21 protein-coding genes are annotated in these 20,377 nt (G+C 62.9%); 16 read left to right on the top strand and 5 right to left on the bottom strand.

Translation table 11 applies throughout. From position 1 onward, the window contains the following. Nucleotides 1-39: 39 nt before the first annotated feature. Together hydA and NKJ32_RS13705 are read left to right on the top strand one after the other, a co-directional pair. Nucleotides 40-1,491 carry a dihydropyrimidinase gene (hydA, locus tag NKJ32_RS13710; RefSeq protein ID WP_352621211.1) on the top strand — a complete coding sequence of 484 codons (1,452 nt, stop codon included), beginning with the start codon at nucleotides 40-42 and terminating at the stop codon, nucleotides 1,489-1,491. A gap of 29 nt (nucleotides 1,492-1,520) precedes the next feature. Next, nucleotides 1,521-1,862 (top strand): hypothetical protein, encoded by a 342-nt coding sequence (locus tag NKJ32_RS13705; protein WP_031211553.1) that lies wholly within the window; start codon nucleotides 1,521-1,523, stop codon nucleotides 1,860-1,862. 35 nt (nucleotides 1,863-1,897) lie between these two features. On the opposite strand, the gene NKJ32_RS13700 is transcribed toward NKJ32_RS13705, so the two are convergent. Continuing rightward, nucleotides 1,898-2,302: a cupin domain-containing protein gene (locus tag NKJ32_RS13700; RefSeq protein WP_023675871.1), complete on the bottom strand. Its 405-nt coding sequence runs from the start codon at nucleotides 2,300-2,302 to the stop codon at nucleotides 1,898-1,900. Between the two features lie 176 nt (nucleotides 2,303-2,478). Here NKJ32_RS13700 and NKJ32_RS13695 point away from each other — a divergent pair, with 176 nt between their 5' ends. The 6 genes from NKJ32_RS13695 (at nucleotide 2,479) to NKJ32_RS13670 (ending at nucleotide 7,407) form a co-directional block, all read left to right on the top strand. Next, on the top strand, nucleotides 2,479-3,270 hold the full coding sequence (locus NKJ32_RS13695) for an ABC transporter ATP-binding protein (RefSeq protein WP_352589388.1): 792 nt from the start codon (nucleotides 2,479-2,481) through the stop codon (nucleotides 3,268-3,270). Next, on the top strand, nucleotides 3,260-3,793 hold the full coding sequence (locus NKJ32_RS13690) for an endonuclease domain-containing protein (RefSeq protein WP_352724781.1): 534 nt from the start codon (nucleotides 3,260-3,262) through the stop codon (nucleotides 3,791-3,793). Before NKJ32_RS13695 ends, NKJ32_RS13690 begins: the two co-directional genes overlap by 11 nt. Next, complete coding sequence (locus tag NKJ32_RS13685; protein ID WP_352827808.1) at nucleotides 3,794-4,672, top strand: ABC transporter permease; 879 nt, start codon at nucleotides 3,794-3,796, stop codon at nucleotides 4,670-4,672. Next, complete coding sequence (locus NKJ32_RS13680; protein WP_352589391.1) at nucleotides 4,669-5,805, top strand: ABC transporter permease; 1,137 nt, start codon at nucleotides 4,669-4,671, stop codon at nucleotides 5,803-5,805. Before NKJ32_RS13685 ends, NKJ32_RS13680 begins: the two co-directional genes overlap by 4 nt. A gap of 40 nt (nucleotides 5,806-5,845) precedes the next feature. After that, the gene (locus tag NKJ32_RS13675; protein ID WP_023675876.1) at nucleotides 5,846-6,817 is read left to right on the top strand and encodes an ABC transporter substrate-binding protein; all 972 of its coding nucleotides are present in this window, start codon (nucleotides 5,846-5,848) and stop codon (nucleotides 6,815-6,817) included. Between the two features lie 146 nt (nucleotides 6,818-6,963). After that, nucleotides 6,964-7,407, top strand: coding sequence for a CHRD domain-containing protein (locus NKJ32_RS13670; RefSeq protein WP_352700630.1), 444 nt, complete (start codon nucleotides 6,964-6,966; stop codon nucleotides 7,405-7,407). A gap of 40 nt (nucleotides 7,408-7,447) precedes the next feature. On the opposite strand, the gene NKJ32_RS13665 is transcribed toward NKJ32_RS13670, so the two are convergent. From NKJ32_RS13665 to NKJ32_RS13655, 3 genes are all read right to left on the bottom strand, one after another. Further along, a complete protein-coding gene (locus tag NKJ32_RS13665; RefSeq protein ID WP_023675878.1) occupies nucleotides 7,448-9,097 on the bottom strand; it encodes a thiamine pyrophosphate-binding protein in 1,650 nt (549 codons plus the stop codon). Continuing rightward, nucleotides 9,094-10,269, bottom strand: a complete 1,176-nt coding sequence (locus NKJ32_RS13660; protein ID WP_352827804.1) for a CaiB/BaiF CoA transferase family protein — start codon at nucleotides 10,267-10,269, stop codon at nucleotides 9,094-9,096. Before NKJ32_RS13660 ends, NKJ32_RS13665 begins: the two co-directional genes overlap by 4 nt. A gap of 78 nt (nucleotides 10,270-10,347) precedes the next feature. Then, the gene (locus tag NKJ32_RS13655; RefSeq protein WP_023675880.1) at nucleotides 10,348-11,283 is read right to left on the bottom strand and encodes an alpha/beta fold hydrolase; all 936 of its coding nucleotides are present in this window, start codon (nucleotides 11,281-11,283) and stop codon (nucleotides 10,348-10,350) included. 266 nt (nucleotides 11,284-11,549) lie between these two features. Here NKJ32_RS13655 and NKJ32_RS13650 point away from each other — a divergent pair, with 266 nt between their 5' ends. The 4 genes from NKJ32_RS13650 to NKJ32_RS13635 all read left to right on the top strand — a co-directional run bounded on the left by NKJ32_RS13650 (nucleotide 11,550) and on the right by NKJ32_RS13635 (nucleotide 14,603). Beyond that, a complete protein-coding gene (locus tag NKJ32_RS13650; RefSeq protein WP_198023545.1) occupies nucleotides 11,550-12,335 on the top strand; it encodes an alpha/beta fold hydrolase in 786 nt (261 codons plus the stop codon). After that, nucleotides 12,332-12,781, top strand: a complete 450-nt coding sequence (locus NKJ32_RS13645; RefSeq protein ID WP_352827801.1) for a MarR family winged helix-turn-helix transcriptional regulator — start codon at nucleotides 12,332-12,334, stop codon at nucleotides 12,779-12,781. The genes NKJ32_RS13650 and NKJ32_RS13645 overlap by 4 nt, the downstream gene beginning before the upstream one ends. Nucleotides 12,782-12,901: 120 nt before the next feature. Then, a complete protein-coding gene (locus NKJ32_RS13640; RefSeq protein WP_352621201.1) occupies nucleotides 12,902-13,915 on the top strand; it encodes a ribonuclease T2 family protein in 1,014 nt (337 codons plus the stop codon). A 73-nt stretch (nucleotides 13,916-13,988) separates the two neighbouring features. After that, the gene (locus tag NKJ32_RS13635; protein WP_156937311.1) at nucleotides 13,989-14,603 is read left to right on the top strand and encodes a hypothetical protein; all 615 of its coding nucleotides are present in this window, start codon (nucleotides 13,989-13,991) and stop codon (nucleotides 14,601-14,603) included. Nucleotides 14,604-14,630: 27 nt separating this feature from the next. Here NKJ32_RS13635 and NKJ32_RS13630 read toward each other — a convergent pair whose 3' ends face one another. Further along, complete coding sequence (locus NKJ32_RS13630; RefSeq protein WP_352571800.1) at nucleotides 14,631-15,926, bottom strand: GGDEF domain-containing protein; 1,296 nt, start codon at nucleotides 15,924-15,926, stop codon at nucleotides 14,631-14,633. Between the two features lie 241 nt (nucleotides 15,927-16,167). On the opposite strand from NKJ32_RS13630, the gene ettA reads away from it, so the two are divergent. The 4 genes from ettA (at nucleotide 16,168) to NKJ32_RS13610 (ending at nucleotide 20,326) form a co-directional block, all read left to right on the top strand. Next, nucleotides 16,168-17,817 carry an energy-dependent translational throttle protein EttA gene (ettA, locus tag NKJ32_RS13625; protein WP_292659428.1) on the top strand — a complete coding sequence of 550 codons (1,650 nt, stop codon included), beginning with the start codon at nucleotides 16,168-16,170 and terminating at the stop codon, nucleotides 17,815-17,817. 45 nt (nucleotides 17,818-17,862) lie between these two features. Continuing rightward, nucleotides 17,863-18,633 (top strand): trans-aconitate 2-methyltransferase, encoded by a 771-nt coding sequence (gene tam, locus NKJ32_RS13620; protein ID WP_352637259.1) that lies wholly within the window; start codon nucleotides 17,863-17,865, stop codon nucleotides 18,631-18,633. A gap of 114 nt (nucleotides 18,634-18,747) precedes the next feature. After that, nucleotides 18,748-19,083, top strand: a complete 336-nt coding sequence (locus NKJ32_RS13615) for a hypothetical protein (RefSeq protein WP_023675887.1) — start codon at nucleotides 18,748-18,750, stop codon at nucleotides 19,081-19,083. 121 nt (nucleotides 19,084-19,204) lie between these two features. Then, complete coding sequence (locus tag NKJ32_RS13610; RefSeq protein WP_352827797.1) at nucleotides 19,205-20,326, top strand: beta-ketoacyl-ACP synthase III; 1,122 nt, start codon at nucleotides 19,205-19,207, stop codon at nucleotides 20,324-20,326. Nucleotides 20,327-20,377: the final 51 nt, after the last annotated feature.

The following is a 20,377-nucleotide window of genomic DNA, read 5'->3' as shown; positions in this document are numbered from 1 at the left end:
GCTCACAAGAAGCGCGAAGAGAACAAAGGGAACATGAAAATGTCCAAAGTCATCAAGAATGGCACCATCGTCACCGCCGACCGCACCTGGAAGGCCGACGTGCTGTTCAAGCACGGCAAGATCATCGGCATCGGCTCGGATTTGCATGGCGACCATGAGTTCGACGCCAGCGGCTGCTATGTGATGCCGGGCGGCATCGACCCGCATACCCATCTCGAAATGCCGTTCATGGGCACCTATTCGGCCGACGACTTTGAATCCGGTACCCGCGCGGCCCTTGCCGGCGGCACGACGATGGTCGTCGATTTCTGTCTGCCGGCGCCGCAGCAGTCGCTGCTCGAGGCCCTGCAGATGTGGGACAACAAGACCTCGAAAGCGTCCTGCGACTATTCCTTCCACATGGCGATCACCTGGTGGGGCAAGCAGGTGTTCGACGAGATGGCCACCGTCGTCGACAGGGGCATTACCTCGTTCAAGCATTTCATGGCCTACAAGGGCGCGCTGATGGTCGATGACGACGAGCTCTATTCGTCGTTCCAGCGCTGTGCCGATCTTGGCGCGCTGCCGCTGGTCCATGCCGAGAATGGCGACGTGGTGGCGGCGCTGTCGCAGAAGCTGCTTGCGGCGGGAAATAGTGGTCCGGAGGGACACGCCTATTCGCGCCCGCCGGAAGTGGAAGGCGAGGCGACCAACCGCGCCATCATGATCGCCGACATGGCCGGCGTGCCGCTCTATGTCGTGCATGTCTCCTGCGAGCAGGCGCACGAAGCCATCCGCCGGGCGCGCCAGAAAGGCATGCGGGTATTCGGCGAGCCGCTGATCCAGCACCTGACGCTGGACGAGAGCGAATATTTCAACAAGGACTGGGACCACGCGGCGCGCCGGGTGATGAGCCCGCCCTTCCGCAACAAACTGCACCAGGATTCGCTGTGGGCCGGCCTGCAGGCCGGGTCGCTGCAAGTGGTGGCGACCGACCATTGTGCCTTCACCACCAAACAAAAGCGCAACGGCGTCGGCGACTTCACCAAGATCCCGAACGGCACGGGCGGGCTCGAGGATCGTTTGCCGGTGCTGTGGACGACCGGCGTTAAGACCGGCCGGCTGACGATGAACGAGTTCGTCGCGGTGACCTCGACCAACATCGCCAAGATCCTTAACATGTACCCGAAGAAGGGCGCCATCGTCGAAGGCGCGGACGCCGACATCATCGTCTGGGACCCGAAGCGCAAGAAGAAGATCACGGCCAAGAAGCAGCAGTCGGTGATCGACTACAATGTCTTCGAAGGTTTTGAGGTAACCGGCCTGCCGCGCTTCGTCTTCTCGCGCGGCGAACTGTCGATCGAGGAAAACGAGGTCAAGGCGAAGCCCGGCCATGGCGAGTTCGTCGCTCGCGAGCCGAACGCGGCGGTCAACCGGGCGCTGTCGACGTGGAAGGAAATTTCCGCGCCGCGCAAGGTGGAACGGACGGGCATCCCGGCGACGGGCGTTTGAGCTTGGCGAGCCACGGAGCGATTATCTCAATGGCCGCGGTGATCCTTGCCGCCGGGCCGGCGGCGGCTGACGTCCTTGCCGGCTCCTTTGGCAATGAGGTCGGTTGCGCTGGTGTACGGCTCGGTTATCAGGACAGCGACGATTATGTCGTGCTGACCGCCGACGGCGTCGAAACCTATGGCAGCGGCTGCCAGTTCGCACAGCGACTGACGACAGCGCCTGGCACCTTGTTGTTGAGCTCCACCTGTTTCGCCGAGGGCGAGGAGGGCACGACCACGGATGTCGTCAAGGTCATCAACAGAGGAGGGGACGGTTTCTTCGTGACCATTCCCGGCCTTGAGGAGATAGGGCCGCTGAAATCATGTTCGTGACGGTGCCGATGACGACCGCTGCCTCGATGCCGGCGTCAGGCGACCAACCCGTCCAGTTCCGGCAGCAGGACGACGCTTTCCTGTTCGTTGGGATCGGTTCGGGCAATGACCGCCGAGGCGGGGCCGTCGCTCAGATTGGCCGGCAGATGCGGCACGCCGGGGGGAATATAGAAAAGATCGCCGGCCTTGACCACGATATGCTGTTCGAGCCGGTCGCCATACCAGGTATGGACTTCGCCGGAGAGCACATAGATCGCGGTTTCATGGTTTTCGTGCATATGCGCCTTGGCGCGGGCACCCGGCGGCATGGTCAGCAGATGCATGCAGATGCCGGACGAGCCGACTGTTTCGGCGGCGATACCGGCGAAATAACTCAGGCCCTGCTTGCCTTCATAAGAGCTTTCAGGGCGGATAAGATGGCAAGTCGGTTTGGGCGACATCGGGGCAACTCCGGGCGTCTATCTGATGGGACAAGGGCGCGTAGAACTGGGGCGAGTAAAACTGGGGCGAGTAGAACTGGGGCGAGTAGGACTGGGCGAGTGGAAAGCAACATCAGGGTAAAATCAATGGGATTCCGGCCGGCGCCGCAGTGGCCGGAAGCGACAGGCTACGGCCGATGACGGGAGTATCGCCAGCCGTTGTTTCGGCAAGCAAGCTTGGCCTGACCTTCCAGACCAATGATGGTCCGGTGCAGGCGCTGTCGAATGTCGACCTGACCATCGGCAAGGGGGAATTCGTGTCCTTCATCGGGCCCTCCGGCTGCGGCAAGACGACCTTGCTGCGCGTCATCGCCGATCTGGAGAAGCCGACATCGGGAGCCATCTCCGTCAACGGCATGACGCCCGAGCAGGCGCGCCAGAGCCGCGCCTATGGCTATGTCTTCCAGGCGGCCGCACTTTATCCGTGGCGCACGATCAAGCGCAATGTGGCACTGCCGCTGGAGATCATGGGCCTGTCCAGGGCGGAGCAGGCGGCGCGCATCAAGCGCACTCTCGACCTTGTCAACCTCAGCGGCTTCGAGAAGAAATACCCCTGGCAGCTTTCGGGCGGCATGCAGCAGCGCGCCTCGATCGCGCGGGCGCTCGCCTTCGATGCCGACCTTTTGTTGATGGACGAGCCGTTCGGCGCGCTGGACGAGATCGTGCGCGATCACCTCAACGAACAGTTGCTGGAGCTTTGGGAGCGGACCAACAAGACTATCTGCTTCGTCACCCATTCGATCCCTGAGGCGGTCTATCTGTCGACGCGCATCGTCGTCATGTCGCCGCGCCCGGGGCGTGTCAGCGACGTCATAGAATCGACGCTGCCGAAAAAGCGGCCGCTCGATATCCGCGAGACGCCGGAGTTCCTGGCCATCGCGGCACGCGTGCGGGACGGGCTGAGGGCAGGGCACAGCTATGATGATTGAGGCGGCGGAAGATGAGCTCCCTCCTCTCCCCAACGGGGAGAGGGTGGCCGGAGCGAAGCGGAGGTCGGGTGAGGGGGCCTTGGCGGATCCGACCAAAAGAAAGATCGGGGCGACCGCTCGCGCTCGAAAGCTGCGGTTTGACGAGACCGAGGCTGAATACAGGCTTTGGGGGGAACTAAGAGGGCGCCATCTCAACGGCTACAAATTTGTGAGGCAAGTGCCGCTTGGGCCGTTCTTTGCAGATTTCGTCTGTCGTGAGAGCGCGCTGATCGTGGAAATCGACGGCAGCCAGCACGCGGAATCTCCAACCGATGCCGCGAGAACTGCTTGGCTGAATGGTCACGGGTATTCCGTTCTTCGGTTCTGGAACCATGAAGTCTTGGCCGAACGCCGAGCGGTCCTTGATACGATCTTGGCTTGCCTCGACGGAAAGATTTCTACCCCCTCACCCGGCCTCCGCTTCGCTCCGGCCACCCTCTCCCCGTTGGGGAGAGGAGGGCACCCATCCTGCGAGGCCTGCTAGATGGACTCGTTTCGCGACAAGATCGTTCCGGTGACCTCGATCCTCCTGGGCGTCGTCGTCGTCTGGTACGTCATGGCTGTCATCCTCAACGCGCCGTTCCAGCGCGATCTCGACCGCCGCGCCAATCAGACGCCGGGTTTTGTGGAATTCATCGGCAAGACGCTGGTACAGCCGAAGCCGACGCTGCCGGCGCCGCATCAGGTGGCGGTGAATTTTTTCGAAAACACCTTTCTGCGTAGCATCACCTCGAACCGCAGCCTTGTCTACAATGCCTGGGTGACGCTGTCGTCGACGCTGCTCGGCTTTGCTTTCGGCACGGCGCTCGGCATCGTCATCGCCGTCGGCATCGTGCATGTGGCGACGCTCGACCGCAGTCTGATGCCGTGGATCATCGCCTCGCAGACCATTCCGATCCTGGCGGTGGCGCCGATGATCATTGTCGTGCTGGCGGCGGTCGGCATCACCGGGCTTATCCCGAAGGCGCTGATCTCGACCTATCTGTCGTTCTTCCCGGTGGCGGTCGGCATGGTGAAGGGACTGCGCTCGCCCGAGCTCACCCATCTCGACCTGATGCACACCTATAATGCCAGTGCCTCGCAGACCTTCTGGAAATTGCGGGTGCCGGCCTCGGTGCCGTTCCTGTTCACCTCGATGAAGGTGGCGGTGGCCGCCAGCCTGGTCGGCGCCATCGTCGGCGAGTTGCCGACCGGCGCCGTCGCCGGCATCGGCGCCAAATTGCTCGCCGGCGCCTACTACAGCCAGACCATCGACATCTGGTCGGCTCTGGTTGCCGGGTCGGTGGTCGCGGCGCTGCTGGTGATGGTCGTCGGCATCGCCGGGCGCCTTGTCGACCGCGCCATGGGCGGGAGGCCGGCATGAGCTCCATCCTGAGCCTTTCCTCAATCACGCCTCGATGCTGGCAGGGGTATGCCGCGCTTGTCCTGCTTGTCGGCGCGCTGCTTCTTTGGCCGCTCGTCAGTGCTACGCCCGGTTACGGCATGGCGACTACGGTTTTGATTTTCATTTTGCTGCTCGTGGCAATCGAGGCCGACAACTTTCCACCGATGATCGGGGTGGTGTTGCTGTTCCTTGGCGCGCATGGCGCAGCGTGGATGCTGCTCGCCGGCATAACCGGCAATGAGGGCAGCGCTCGCGCATCCTTCTATCTGCTGCTCGTCGCGGCGTGGTTTTTGGCCTGGCGCTACGTAACGGTCCTGTCGTCGTTTCGCCCGACATCGCGCTGGGCGTCAACCGCCCTGCGCCTGATCATTCCGGCCATCTTCGGCGCCTGGATCCTGATCATCTGGGAGGCGGTGACGCGTGGTGCCGGCATTCCCTTCATCCTGTTGCCGCCGCCAAGCGCCGTCGGTGCACGCATCGTCGGATCGCTGCCGGTGCTGGGGGCCGATGTCAGGCAGACCATCTTCAAGGCGGTTATCTTCGGCTATGTGGTGGGGAGCAGCGCCGGCTTCCTCGTTGCCATCGCCGCCGACCGCGTGCCGTTCCTGCGGCGCGGGCTTTTGCCGATCGGCAATATGGTGTCGGCGCTGCCGATCATCGGCGTCGCGCCGATCATGGTCATGTGGTTCGGCTTCGACTGGCAGTCGAAGGCAGCGGTGGTCATCATCATGACCTTCTTCCCGATGCTGGTGAACACCGTCGCCGGGCTTGCCGCCTCCGGCCATATGGAGCGCGACCTGATGCGCACCTATGCCTCGAGCTACTGGCAGACGCTGTTCAAGCTGCGGCTGCCGGCGGCCGCGCCCTTCATCTTCAACGCGTTGAAGATCAATTCGACGCTGGCGCTGATCGGCGCCATCGTCGCCGAGTTCTTCGGCACGCCGGTGGTCGGCATGGGATTCCGCATTTCGACGGAAGTCGGGCGGATGAACATCGACATGGTGTGGGCGGAAATCGCAGTTGCAGCACTTGCGGGTTCGGTCTTTTATGGCGTGGTCGCTCTTTTCGAGAGAGCAGTCACGTTTTGGCATCCCTCTGTCCGTGGTGGATAGGGGCGGTGGGTTTAGGGCGCTAACTTCAGAGGGTAAAAACATGAAAAGACTTGTTGTTTCGATGCTGGCCGGCGCGATGTCGCTTGCCGCGTTCCAGGCGATGGCCGCGGACAAGGTGACGCTGCAGCTGAAATGGGTCACCCAGGCACAGTTCGCCGGCTATTATGTCGCCAAGGCCAAGGGCTTCTATGACGCCGAGGGCCTCGACGTCGACATCAAGCCCGGCGGACCGGACATTGCACCGGAGCAGGTTATTGCCGGCGGCGGCGCCGACGTCATCGTCGACTGGATGGGCGGTGCGCTGGCTGCGCGCGAGAAGGGCGTGCCGCTGGTCAACATCGCCCAGCCGTTCAAGAAGGCCGGCATGGAGCTGGTCTGCCCGAAGGACGGTCCGATCAAGACGGAAGCCGACTTCAAGGGCCACACGCTCGGCGTCTGGTTCTTCGGCAACGAGTATCCGTTCTATGCCTGGATGAACAAGCTTGGCCTCAAGACCGATGGCGGGCCGGACGGCGTCACCGTGCTCAAGCAGAGCTTTGACGTGCAGCCGCTGATCCAGAAGCAGGCGGATTGCATTTCGGTCATGACCTATAACGAGTACTGGCAGCTCATCGACGCCGGCTACAAGCCGGAAGAGCTGACCGTCTTCAACTATTCCGCCATGGGCAATGATCTGCTCGAAGACGGGCTCTATGCCCTGGAGGACAAGCTCAAGGATCCGGCCTTCGAGGATAAGATGGTGCGTTTCGTGCGCGCTTCGATGAAGGGTTGGAAATACGCCGTCGACAATTCCGACGAAGCGGCCGGCATCGTCATGGACAATGGCGGCCAGGACGAGAATCACCAGAAGCGCATGATGGGGGAAGTCGCCAAGCTGATCGACAATGCCGATGGCAAGCTCGATCCGGCGACCTACGAGCGCACCGCCAAGGCGCTGCTCGACCAGAAGATCATCAGCAAGGAGCCTACCGGCGCCTACACGACGGCGATCACCGACAAGGCCATCAAATAGGGCTGTCAAACTGGCTTGTAGCGGAAAAGGGGCGGGCGACCGCCCCTTTTTAGTGGGAGGTAAAATGAACGTTACCGGCGGAAACATCCGCTCGCAAAATCGTTGTGCCGGTGCACCCGCCCAAGGGTGTCACAACGGAGGTTTCCATGCGCATCCAGTCCTTCACGCCGATGCTTTCGGCGCTGGCCATTTCTGCAGCCATCTTCTCTGCTTCACCGGCCTTGGCCGAAACCATAAAGATGACGGCGACGCTCGATGGTGCTCAGCAGAACCCGCCCGTCACCACGAAGGGCAAGGGCACCGCCACGCTCAGGTTCAACACCGCCACCAAGAAACTCAGCTGGACCGTGAGATATTCCGGCCTCAGCGGGCCGGCGAAGGCCGCACACATTCACGGCCCAGCGGAAAAGGGTCAAAACGCCGATCCAGTGGTGCCGTTCGAAGGCAAGCTGAAGAGCCCGATCAAGGGTTCGGCGACATTGACTGATGCCCAGGCCACCGATCTTGAGGCTGGCAAATATTACGTCAACATCCACACCGCGGCCCACGCGGACGGCGAGATCCGCGGCCAGATCGAGAAGGCCAAATAGGCAGATCACGACGACAAAACAGGGCAATCATCCTGTTTTGTCAGGCCTTGTCGCGAATCTGGGTCATCGTGCGGGTCGGCGTGATGGCTTCAGGGTCGAGCCTGATCTCTACGATCGACGGCTTGCCGCTGGCCCGCGCTCGCTCGAAGGCCGCGGCGAAGTCGGCGGTCTTTTCCACCGTCTCGCCATGGCCGCCATAGGCACGGGCCAAAGCAGCAAAGTCGGGATTCTTCAAGTCCGTGGCGACGACACGGCCGGGATATTCGCGCTCCTGATGCATGCGGATGGTGCCGTAGATGCCATTGTTGACGACGATGACGATGATCGGCAGCCCGTATTGCACGGCGGTGGCGAATTCCTGGCCGTTCATCAGGAAACAGCCGTCGCCGGCGAAGGCGATCACGTCGCGGTCGGGGAAAAGCTGCTTGGCGGCGACCGCCGCCGGCGTGCCGTAGCCCATCGAGCCGGATGTGGGTGCTGCCTGCGTGCCGAAACGCCGGAAGCGATGGTAGCGATGCACCCAGGTGGCGTAGTTGCCGGCGCCGTTGGTGAGGATGGCGTCGTCCGGCAGCATCGTTTCGAGATAATTCATGATCGGCCCCATCTGGACGGCGCCGGGGCCGCTCTCCGGAGGCGTCGACCAGTCGAGATAGGCGGCGTGCAGCTTCGCTGCCTCAGCCGCCCACACCGGCGTTGCGGCCGGCTTGCGTCTGGCAAAGGCTTCGACGAAAGCGGCAGGCGAGGCATTGATCGCCAGCGCCGGCCGGTAGACGCGGCCGAGTTCGCCGGCGTCGGCATGGATATGGACCAGCGTCTGGTCGGGGTAGGGACTCTTCAGCAGCGTGTAGTCGGATGACGGCATCTCGCCCATGCGGCCGCCGATCAGCAGCACAAGGTCGGCCTGCTTGATGGCGGTTGCTACCTTGGGATTGATGCCGATGCCGACATCGCCGGCATAGTTCGGGTGGAGATGGTCGAACAGCATCTGGCGGCGGAAGGAGCAGCCGACCGGCAGCGACCAGGCTTCGGCTATCGTCCGCATCCGTGCAACGGCCTCCGCGTCCCAGCGCGTACCGCCGAGGATGACGAAGGGCCGCTTTGCCTTGTTGAGCAACACTTCCAGTGCGTCGAGCTCGACTTCGCCAGGCCGCGTCTCGACAGGGGTATAATGCCGGGCGTCCGGTGCCTCGGCGAGGCTGGTCAGCATGTCCTCGGGCAGCGAGATGACGACCGGGCCCGGGCGACCGGACGTCGCCACCGCAAAGGCGCGTGTGACGAATTCGGGTATGCGTGCGGCGTCGTCGATCTCGACCACCCATTTGGCGATATCGCCGAAGAACCTGACGTAGTCGACCTCCTGGAAGGCCTCGCGCCCCTTGGCGTGGCTGGCGACCTGGCCGATGAACAGGATGAGGGGGACTGAATCCTGCATCGCGATGTGGATGCCGGCCGAGGCATTGGTGGCGCCTGGGCCGCGGGTGACAAAGCAGATGCCGGGCCTGCCGGTCAGGCGGCCGTGGCAGTCGGCCATCATTGCGGCACCGCCCTCCTGGCGGCAGACGATTGTGCGGATCGGTGAATCATGCAGCGCGTCGAGCACCGCCAGATAGGATTCGCCAGGTACGCAATAGATACGGTCCGTTCCGTTGGCTTCGAGCGCATCGACGATGAGTTGTCCGCCGGTCTTCATTTTCCTGACCTCTCCAGTTCGGCAAGGATTTCTTGGGTGTGTTCGCCGAGACGCGGCGACGGGCGCTCATAGACCAGCGGCGTGCCGGACATGACCATCGGCGCCCGCACCGAGGGCAAGAGATTGCCATGGCCGTCATCGAGGTCGAGCCGCATGCCGCGCGCTATGGTCTGCGGGTCGGCAAACATCTGGCCGATGTTGTTGATCGGGCTGGCCGGCACTCCGGCAGTCTCAAGTCTGGCCAGCAACGGGTCGCGATCGAAGGCTTTCAGCGCCTCGATCATATGCTCGCGCAGCTTCGCCCGGTTGGCGACGCGGGCGGGATTGGTGGCGAAGTCAGGGTTCGACGCCAGCTCATCGAGGCCGACGGCAGCGCAGAACTTTGCGAACTGGCCGTCATTGCCGACCGCCAGGATGATGTGGCCATTTTTCACCGGCGCCACTTCGTAGGGCGCGATGTTCATATGCGCATTGCCCATCTGCACCGGCGACTGTCCGGAGACGAGATAGTTGAGGTTCTGGTTGCCGAGCGTCGAGATCTGGGTGTCGTAGAGCGCCATGTCGATATGCTGGCCTTCGCCGGTCTTCTCGGCATGGCGAAGCGCCGCCTGGATGGCGATGACCGAATAAAGCCCGGTGAAAACATCTGAAATAGCGACGCCCGCCTTTTGCGGTTCGCGGCCGGCTTCGCCGGTGATCGACATCATGCCGGCCATGCCCTGGATGATGAAATCATAGCCGGCACGCGGCGCATACGGTCCCGACTGGCCAAAACCGGTGATCGAGCAATAGATCAGCCGCGAGTTGATTTTCCTCAGGCTGTCATAGTCGAGGCCGTATTTCTTCAGTCCGCCGACTTTGAAGTTTTCGATCAGCACATCCGATGTCGCGACCAGCCGGCGCACCGTCTCGGCACCCTCGGGCGTCGAGAAGTCGATGGCGATGGAGCGCTTGCCGCGGTTGCAGGAATGGTAATAAGCGGCCGAAAGGTTCTCGCCGTCATGGCCGATGACGAAGGGCGGTCCCCATTTGCGGGTGTCGTCGCCGCCGTCCGGGCTCTCGACCTTGATCACGTCGGCGCCGAGGTCGGCAAGCAGCTGTCCGGCCCATGGCCCGGCGAGGATGCGTGCGAGTTCGATGACGCGGATGCCTTTGAGCGGAGGCTCAGTCATGGATCACCGTGGTTGATCGAAAGCGCAGCCTCTATCAATCCCGCGCGCCGCTGTCACGGCCCTTGCAATGGGCCAGTATCACTGTGCCCTCAGCACGCGGTCGGCCCAGGCGGCAAAATCCTCCATGATGATGTCTCGGTTGATCTCGTTCAGGCTTTCGTGGCGGGTTTTGGCGTAAACCTTTGAAACGAGATTCGAAAAACCCATCATGTGCATCCGGCCGGCAAGATGGCTGACCGCCTTGCCGCCGTCCGAGGCCGGATCTTGCTCGCCTCCGACCAGATTGACGAACAGGTCGCGCCGCACGCCGGAAAAATTGCGGTCGCTGCCGCAATGCAGCGTCATCATGACGATGTCCTGCCACATCGACACCGATGCGTCCCAGCCGCAAAGCGGGTCGGCGATGTATTTCTCGACTTCAACGGCATCGCGCGACAGCCAGTCGAACGGCGTCCGGTGATTGGGCACCGCCTTGCCCCAGGCCCGGAACGTCAGCCGGGGCAGCAGGCGCGACGGCACGTCTGAGCCAAGCCGGAACTTTTCCCAACCAAGCATGGCCAGCGCGATTTGGCCGAGCAGTCCGGCCGAGAAATTGCCGTTCCAGATCGCGGCGGCATGGATGCGCGCCGAGTGGCGGAGGACAAAGTTCAGCGCGACCGACGCGCCCAAGGAGTGACCGAAGACGATGACCGGCAGGCCCGGCTGTTCCCTGGCGATGAGATCATGGACGGCGGCGACATCGGCGATGACCTTGGCACCGCCATCCACATCGGCGAACCTGCCAGGTGGCGCGTCGGGCGCCTTGGTGGCGCCGTGGCCACGGTGGTCGTGCGCGTAGACCTGGTAGCCGCGCTCGCCAAGGAAATCGGCGAAACGGGCATAGCGCGCCGCGTGCTCGGCCAACCCGTGATTGACCTGGACAATGGCGCGCGGTTGGCCGATGGCGTGTTTCACATAAAGGTTGAGCTCGGCGCCGGTCGGCGATGCCAGCATCCTCTGCTTGTCAAATGGCATGTCTCGCTCCCGTCGGCGACTGTTGGGCGACGCAGCGATCGACGTCAAGGGACGTAGGTACCCATTCGACGGTAGTTGACAGCATGCTGTCAATGTGATTACATGACAGCATACTGTCAAATGGTCAGCGGCAGATTGGGGGTATGACTATGAAAACCACCGGGGCCATTTCGCGGCGTGCAATCTTGCTGGCGGGCTTCGCCTTCACGACGACCACCCTGTTGTCAGGGATTGCTGCGTTCAGTCAGGAAACCAGGGAGATGACCATGATGACGTCCACTGTTCCAGGCCCGCAAGGCCAGCTTGCCACTTATAGGATCAACGCCGGCAATGGCCTGCCGATCATGTTCCTGCATGGAGATTGCAGCCGCGCTTCCCACTGGGACCGGGTGATGCAGCTCTCCGTCGAAGGCCGCGAGGCGGTAGCCTTCGATTTTCGCGGTCATGGCGCCTCCGCGCCGGCGCAGGACGGTGACTATGGTTATGACGGTCGTGCAATGGATGTCGGTGCCGTGGCCGACGCGTTTGGCCTGAAGCGGTTTCTCATTGTCGCGCACAGCGGCGGCGGTGGCGTGGCGCTCGCTTATGCCGCCAGCCATGCCGACCGGGTCGCCGGTGTCTTGCTCGTCGACCCGGCGACCGATCCTCGTGCGCTGCCGCAGGCGATTCGTGACGGCTTTGTCCGCGATCTGGCCGGTCCGCAAGGCCGTGATGTCCTGAACGCCTATTACACGTCGATTGCCGGCCCTAACGCGGCTGTTCGCCAGCGTGTTCTGGCCGATGCGGCAGTGGTCGATCCGGCGGCGAGGGCAAGTGTCGGCAAGGCACTGGCCGAATGGAACCCGGAGCCGGCACTCGATGCGTATCGCGGGCCTATGTTCGTATTGGCTACCGAGGCCAGTGACACTCCAGCCGCGCTCTACCGGCTGCGCACGGACATTCCGCGCCAGATCGTGGCGGGCAGCGGCCATTGGGTGATGCTTGACAAGCCCGAGGTCGTAGCCGAAGCCGTTAATAATTTCGTCGCGACCATCGAGGCCGGCCAGAAATGACGACCAGGACCGAAGCGGCAAATGTGCTCACCGAACTGGTGCTTGCCGTGTTCAGGATGAGCGGCAGTTTTCTGGATGCGGCCGACCGGCTGGCCGCTCCAACCGGGCTGACGGCAGCGCGCTGGCAGGTTTTGGGTGCAGTTTTGAAGGAGCCGAAATCTGTGGCCGACATCGCCCGCGACATGGGTCTCGCCCGTCAGAGTGTACAGCGGCTGGCCGACATACTGGCTGCGGAGGGGCTTGCCGCCTACGCCGACAACCCGGCGCATCGCCGCGCCAAGCTGTTGTCGATAACCGATGCCGGCCGGGCAGCGGTCAAGAATATCGGCACACGCCAGCATGTTTGGGCGAACCGCGTTTCGGAGGGTATGGACGCCGACGCGCTGAAAGCCTCGCTTGATCTGCTGCGCACCCTGACGGAACGGGTGGAGGCGGGCGGATCCTGATCGACCGCGCGGGAGCCGTCTCAATGCGCTGGCGATTGTTTTTACGGCCGGCGAAAGAAATCGTAATTCTGACATGTCGCAAGTTTCTAGCTTGCGGCGTGAATCACGAGGAGTGCCGGAATGCGGATTTGGGCGATATGGGGGGCGGTGTTTGTTGCGTTTGCTGGCGCAAGCGCGGCGCGGGCCGATGTGAAGATGACCGGCTCTTTCGTCGCCGATGCCGCCTGTCCGGCAACGCAGGCGATCAAGAGCGGCAAGAATCCCGGCAATGTCTCGACCGCGGCTGGTCAGAGTTATGATCTGCTGGCCGGCAACAAGGACGCGCCCACGCACTATCTCATTCGCGTGCCGGGCGCCGATCCGGAGCGCCGCTGGGTTAAGATCAGCTGCGGTCGTGTTTCGGGCGGCAGCGCGTCGACGATGCCGGCTGCACCGGCGCCTGCCGAGCCGAACAAGCCATCGGCGTCCGGAAAGCCGGAATATGTCTTCGCGCTGAGCTGGCAGCCGGCTTTCTGCGAGACCAAATCCAGCAAGGCCGAATGCCGTGCGCAGACCGCCGCCGGTTTCGAGGCGACCCACTTCACCTTGCATGGGTTGTGGCCGCAGCCGAACGGAAATTTCTATTGCCAGGTCGCCGCAAGCGACAAGGCGAACGACGATCCGGCGCACTGGCGAGACTTGCCGCCGGTCACCCTTGACCCGAAAACGCGAGCGGAACTCGACCAGGTGATGCCGGGCACCGCATCCGCCCTCGAAAGGCATGAATGGATCAAGCACGGCACCTGCTACGGCAAGAGCCAGCAGGAGTATTTCGCCGTCGCTTTGAACCTGATGCGCGCGATGAATGCGTCGCCGGTGCGCGATCTCTTCATCAAGAACATCGGCAAGCAACTGACATCCGATCAGATCCGCAGCACCTTCGACAGTGCCTTCGGCAAAGGCGCGGGCGACCGGGTCCGCGTGTCCTGCGTGGTCGATCCTTCGAACGGCAGGCGGCTGATCGGCGAACTGACGCTCGGCCTGACCGGCCCGATCGCTTCGAACGCTTCGCTCGGTGCCCTGCTGCTTGCCTCGGCGCCGACAGCCAAGGCTGGCTGCCCGAAGGGCGCGGTCGATGCCGTCGGGTTCCAGTAAACAGGCCGTACGCGACTGTCGCTTTGCACCGGGGATGGTATGATCCCGGGGGCATCATTCATAGGGGGTGGCGATGAGTGGTATGACGGGCGGCGCGCTGGCGCGGCTGGCGTTCTGGGCCAAGGGCATGACGGCGATCCGCGACGGCCATATGGAGTGGCCGGGCTTTTCCTACACCGAAGTGGAGTGGGCGCGCATGACCACGCTCGCCAAACCCGTCGGCGGCGGCACCTACCAATTGTTCACGCTGGTCAACGCGGCGATCTTCATCGCCATTGCCGCGCTCGGGATATTCTGTGTCTTCCTGCCGCTGGCGGCGCTGCTGTTCCCGGTACCGGCCGAAACCAGTGCGATCAAGTTTTCGCTGCTCCTGGCGGCATGCGCCTTCCTGATCATCGGCATCGGCCTGCCGATTTCGCTGCGTCTTTCGACCACGCTGGTGGCGCCGAAGGCAATGCGGGCCGCGCTTGTCGCCGTGCCCGGCGACCAGGCGCTTGCGGCAAAAGTGTCATGGCAGATCAACCGGATCACGCTCGTGCTCTGCGGCCTGCTGGTACCGGGCATTCTTCTGTTCATTGCCTACGACATCGAAGCCGGCCCGATTATTACCGCGTTGAAATGGCTGGCGATCGCGCTGATGGCGGTTTCGGTTGCGATCGGCGGATGGCAGCGGCGCAAACAATCCTGATTGAGCCAATCGCAGGCCTGGGCAGCGTTACGCGCCGGCGCTGCGCTCCGGCCTGGTCCATGTGTTGCGGGCGTCTGCTTCGTTGCCGCCCGGTTCGCCGACAACGCGATCGCGTCCCGTGGATTTGGCCTTGTAGAGACGCTGGTCGGCCAGCGCAAAGAGATCGGCAAGGCAACGGGTCGTCTCGCTGACCGTCGAGATGCCGGCGCTGACGGTAATGTCGAACCGGCTGGTGCTCGCGGACGTCTTGACCGCTTGCCTGACGGTTTCGCCCAGCAGTCTGGCGAGCGGCTGCGGACGCCAGCCGAGGATGGCGAATTCCTCACCGCCGATCCTGAACAATTGATCTTCGGTCCCGACAAGTTCGCCAAGCAAAATTGCCAGGGCTTTCAGCACCTTGTCTCCCTCGGCGTGGCCGAAGCGGTCGTTGATCGATTTGAAGTGGTCGACATCGATGATCAGCAGGCTGAGCGCCCTGGCGGTCCGCAGGCTGGCGGCGACGGCGGCCTCGCCATCGCTGTCGAAGCGCCCCCTGTGCAGGAGGCCGGTGAGGCCGTCGCGACCGACATGCTCGACCAGCGCCTCGTAGCGCTCGCGATAGGTCAGCGTGTCGAAAATGTCGGAAAGCCCGCGCGCCGCCGGCACCTGCCGCGCCTCGAACCACCTGATATAGCCGACCAGCATGGTGCTGTAGACCAGGGCCGCTGCCATCTTGGCGAACCAGCCGCCGAAGAACACCGCGACCGGCGCGCCGGTGACGAAATGCAGCGCCGTGAAAAAGCCTGCCTGGTCGAAGGTGAGCACGCAGGCGACGGAGACCAGGATGCGGGTGAAAAGCGCCTTGCGCAGATATTTGCCGAGCTTTTCATAGAGCAGAATGATCAGGATGGCGTCGACGAACAGCAGCGTCGTGCCCCACACCATCAGCCAGCCCATCTCGTCGATGAAGCCGATGTCGGGAAGCTTGCCGTCGGGCAGCGGTGCGATGTCGTGCAGGCGCAGGATCAGCACGAGCCCGATCATCAGGGCATTGCCGAGCAGCAGGCCATAAATCGGCTGCCGGACAGTTGCCGCGTCCTCCTTGATGTAGAGCAGGAGCAGCATGACCAGCTTGCCGGAAAACAGCACGGCCGAACCCGGCGATACCATGCCGAACGGCAGCGCGACGTAGAAGACGCTGGCGAGATAGGTTTCCAGGAAATGCATGACGCCAAGGGCGCAAACAAAGACGCCGAGGCCGATGCGGCCCCTGAACCGGAAAAGCGTGACCATGATGCCGAAATAGAGAACCGCTTCGGCAAAAAGCAGGAAACTGTTCAACACGGCCCGATCTCTCTCCCCGAAATCGCGGCTGCCAGCGATTTCCCATCCAACATTGTTTGACGCGGAATGGTTAACCGGAGCTTTCGCCTGGGCGCCGGCACGAAATGAAGCGGCTAAGCGTTTGTGGGTGCGACCAAATCCGCTTGGGGCCAAAACTGTTTGCCGTTCGCGGCCGCATCGCTTACATAGCCCCCAACTTCCATTCAATCCGACATCAGTCGACTTTTCAGGGAAAGCGCGCGTGGCACGCCAGTTCATCTATCACATGGCCGGCCTCAACAAGGCCTACGGCACCAAGAAGGTGCTCGAGAACATTCATCTGTCCTTCTATCCGGACGCCAAGATCGGCATCCTCGGTCCCAACGGCGCCGGCAAGTCGACGATCCTCAAGATCATGGCCGGCATCGACAAGGAGTGGAGCGGCGAGGCCTGGCTGGCCGAGGGTGCTACCGTCGGTTACCTGGCGCAGGAGCCGGCGCTCGATCCGAACAAGAACGTGTTCGAAAACGTCATGGAAGGCGTCGCCGCCAAGACCGCCATCATCGAGCGCTACAACGAATTGATGATGAACTATTCCGACGAGACGGCGGACGAGTCGGCCAAGCTGCAGGACGAGATGGACCGGCTCAACCTCTGGGATCTCGAACAGCAGGTCGAGATGGCGATGGAGGCACTCGGCTGCCCGCCCAAGGAGGCCGATGTCACCAAGCTGTCGGGCGGCGAACGCCGTCGCGTCGCGCTTTGCCAGCTTTTGCTGCGCCAGCCCGACCTTCTGCTGCTCGACGAGCCGACCAACCATCTCGACGCCGAGACGACGGCGTGGCTGGAAAAGCATCTGCGGGCCTATCCGGGCGCGGTGATGATCATCACCCACGATCGCTACTTCCTCGACAATGTCACCGGCTGGATCCTCGAGCTCGATCGCGGCCGCGGTATCCCGTACGAAGGCAACTACACCAAATATCTCGAAGCCAAGGCCAAGCGGCTCAAGCAGGAAGGCCGCGAGGACGATGCGCGCCAGCGGGCGATCGGCCGCGAGCGCGAGTGGATCCAGTCCAGCCCGAAAGCCCGGCAGACCAAGTCGAAAGCCCGTATCCAGGCGTTCCAGGATCTGCTGGATGCAGCCGACAAGCGGCGTCCGAGCGACACCCAGATCGTCATTCCGCATGGCGAGCGGCTCGGCAATGTGGTGATCGAGGTCGAGGGCTTGTCGAAGGGCTTTGGCGACACGCTTTTGATCGACGATCTCGAATTCAAGCTGCCGCCCGGCGGCATCGTCGGCGTCATCGGCCCGAACGGCGCCGGCAAGACGACGCTGTTCCGCATGATCACCGGCCAGGAAAAGCCCGATGCCGGCACCATCCGCGTCGGCGAGACGGTCAAGCTCGGTTATGTCGACCAGAGCCGCGACGCGCTCGACCCGACCAAGACGGTCTGGGAAGAGATCTCGGGCGGCGCCGAAGTGGTCAAGCTCGGCAAGTTCGAAGCCAACACCCGCGCCTATTGCGCGTCGTTCAATTTCCGCGGCGGCGACCAGCAGCAGAAGGTCGGCAACCTGTCCGGCGGCCAGCGCAACCGCGTGCATCTGGCCAAGATGCTGAAGACCGGCGGCAATGTGCTGCTGCTCGACGAACCGACCAACGATCTCGATACCGAAACGCTGGCTGCACTTGAAGACGCGCTCGAGAGCTTCGCCGGCTGCGCCGTCATCATCTCGCACGATCGCATGTTCCTCGATCGCCTGGCGACGCACATCCTCGCCTTCGAGGGCGACAGCCACGTCGAATGGTTCGAAGGCAATTTCGAGGATTACGAGCAGGACAAGATCCGCCGCCTCGGCCCGGACGCGGTCAATCCGCACCGCATGACGTATAAGCGGCTGACGCGGTAAGACATTTACAGGGCGGCGAATTCTCAAATGATCTGAGGAACCAAGATGGCCGACTGGTCCGCCGCCCTCTACCTGAAATTCGAGGACGAGCGCACCCGCCCCGCGCGCGATCTCGTTGCGCAGGTGCCGGTGCCGGAACCACGCCGGGTGGTCGACATTGGCTGCGGGCCGGGCAATTCGACCGAATTGCTGGTCGAGCGCTGGCCGCAGGCGCAGATCAGCGGCTTCGATACCTCCCTCGACATGATCGAGAAGGCGAAGGCGCGCCTGCCCGGCGTCACCTTTGCCTTGGCGGATGCGGCGGCGTGGCAGCCGAACGAACCGGTCGACGTGATCTTTGCCAATGCGGTGTTTCAATGGCTGCCGGAGCATCCGGCGGTCTTCCAGCGGCTGATGGGATTTTTGGCGCCCGGCGGCGCGCTTGCCGTGCAGATGCCGGACAATATGGCCGAGCCTTCGCACCGGCTGATGCGGGAGACCGCGGCCGAGATGCCGTTTGCCGAAAAGCTCGAGCGCGCGGCCCGCGCGCCGCTGCCGCCGGTCGCGTTCTATTACGACCTTTTGTCGCCATTCTCGGATCGGCTCGATATCTGGCACACGATCTACAACCATCCGCTGGCCGATGCCGAGGCGATCGTCGAATGGGTGAAGTCGACGGGGCTGAAGCCGTTCCTCGATCCGCTCGACGAGAACGAGCGGCAGCTTTTCCTGAAGCGCTACACGGCCAGGATCAGCGAAGCCTATCCGAAAACGGCAAGCGGCAAGGTATTGCTGCGCTTTCCCCGTCTCTTCATCGTGGCGCGGCGTTCTGCTTAGAAGCTCTTAGCTACACCCAAAAACAGCCAGCAGCGGATGCTTGACCGGCTTTCGCCGTCATGCGCATCTCGCTGGGGCAGGGATAAGGCCCTTCATGGGCCATGGGGATGGATGATGACACTGAAAAAGATGGGTTTCGGCGGCAGCGTTTGTGCGGCCGCTGTGCTTGCCTTGTCTATATCGGCGGAGGCCAAGCGAGCGCGCTGCTTCACCAGCGACGACGGCTATTTCTCGTGCAGCTATCGGGCGCTGGACGATGCCGGCAGCTTTCGCATCTCGGCGCCGGGTTATCCGACCTACGTCCTGGAAATCGACGGACCGGGTTTTGCCTATGGCTATGTCAATCTCGGCCGCCGCAACGTGCCGCTGCCCGGGCAATTCGTGCGCAGCCGCGATGACGGTGCCTGCTGGAACAACCCGCAGACCAATACCAAGCTCTGCGCCTGGTAAAGACCCGTCCCAGGGACTTGATTTAAGCCGGCATAAACTGGCTAGGTGCAAAAGAGGTTGCGCCGAGCTTTTTGCGGCGTCGACATGAAGCCGCAACGCCTGCGCACGGGACGAACTGGAAATGCATCGCGTCATCATCAGCGGCATCGGCGTTGAAATCCCCGAAGCTTCGATCACCAATGAGGAACTCGTCGCCAGCTTCAACAGCTGGGTGGACATGGAGAACATCCGGCGCGAGGTGTCGGGCGAGCCGCTGGTACAGAAATCGGACAGTGCCTTCATCGTCCATGCCTCGGGCGTCCAGACCCGCCATGTCATCGAACGGGAAGGCATCCTCGACCCGACCCGCATGGCGCCGCGCTTCCCGGCGCGGCCCGACGATGCGCTGTCGCTGGAGGCCGAGTTCGGCATCGCTTCGGCCGGCAAGGCGCTCGATCATGCCGGGCTGAAGCCGGGGGATATCGACCTGGTGATCTGCTCGGCCTCGCACCATCAGCGGCCCTATCCGGCGATCGCCATCGAAATGCAGCAGGCGCTGGGGACGAAAGGCGCCGGCTTCGATATGGGGCTTGGCTGCTCTTCGGCAGCGGCGGCGTTGCACATCGCCGTCAATCTGGTGCGGGCAGGGGCGCACAAGCGCGTGCTGGTGACGACGCCGGAGATCATCACCGGGCATCTTAATTTTCGCGACCGGCAGACGCATTTCATCTTCGGCGACGCTTCCGTGTCGATGATCGTCGAAGGGCTTGCCCAGGGCGAGAAGCGGCCGGGGCGCTTCGAGGTGCTCGACACGCGCGCCTGGACGCAGATGTCGAACAGCATCCGCACCAATCTCGGTTACTATACCCGCGCCACCCAGGACGATCCGTATATGATCGATCTGGAAGGCAATCTGATCAAGCAGATCGGCAACAAGGTGTTCAAGGAAGTCACCGTTGCCGGCCACAAATTCATCGTCGAATTCCTGGCCGAGCACGGGCTGACGCCGCAAGCGATCCGGCGCTTCTGGCTGCATCAGGCCAATGCGCGGATGAACGCCATGATCCTGAAACTGTCGTTCGGCCATGACGTCGACCACGACCGCGCGCCGATGGTGCTGGAGCGCCTCGGCAACACCGCCGCCGCCGGTGCCATCATCGCCCTGTCGGAGAACCATGCCGACATGAAGGCCGGCGACTACGGCCTGCTCTGCGCCTTCGGCGCCGGCTACTCGATCGGCGGCGCGCTATTGCGCATGCTTTAGATTTTGTTTTACGCATGTCGTTGTCCCAAAACCGCTGCACACCCTCGGTTC

Origin of the sequence: Mesorhizobium sp. M0159, from assembly GCF_040322295.1 — a bacterium.
In the GTDB taxonomy this organism is placed as follows: domain Bacteria; phylum Pseudomonadota; class Alphaproteobacteria; order Rhizobiales; family Rhizobiaceae; genus Mesorhizobium.
The sequence above is the reverse complement of the archived record's forward strand: the minus strand, read 5'-3'. Positions and strand labels throughout refer to the sequence as shown.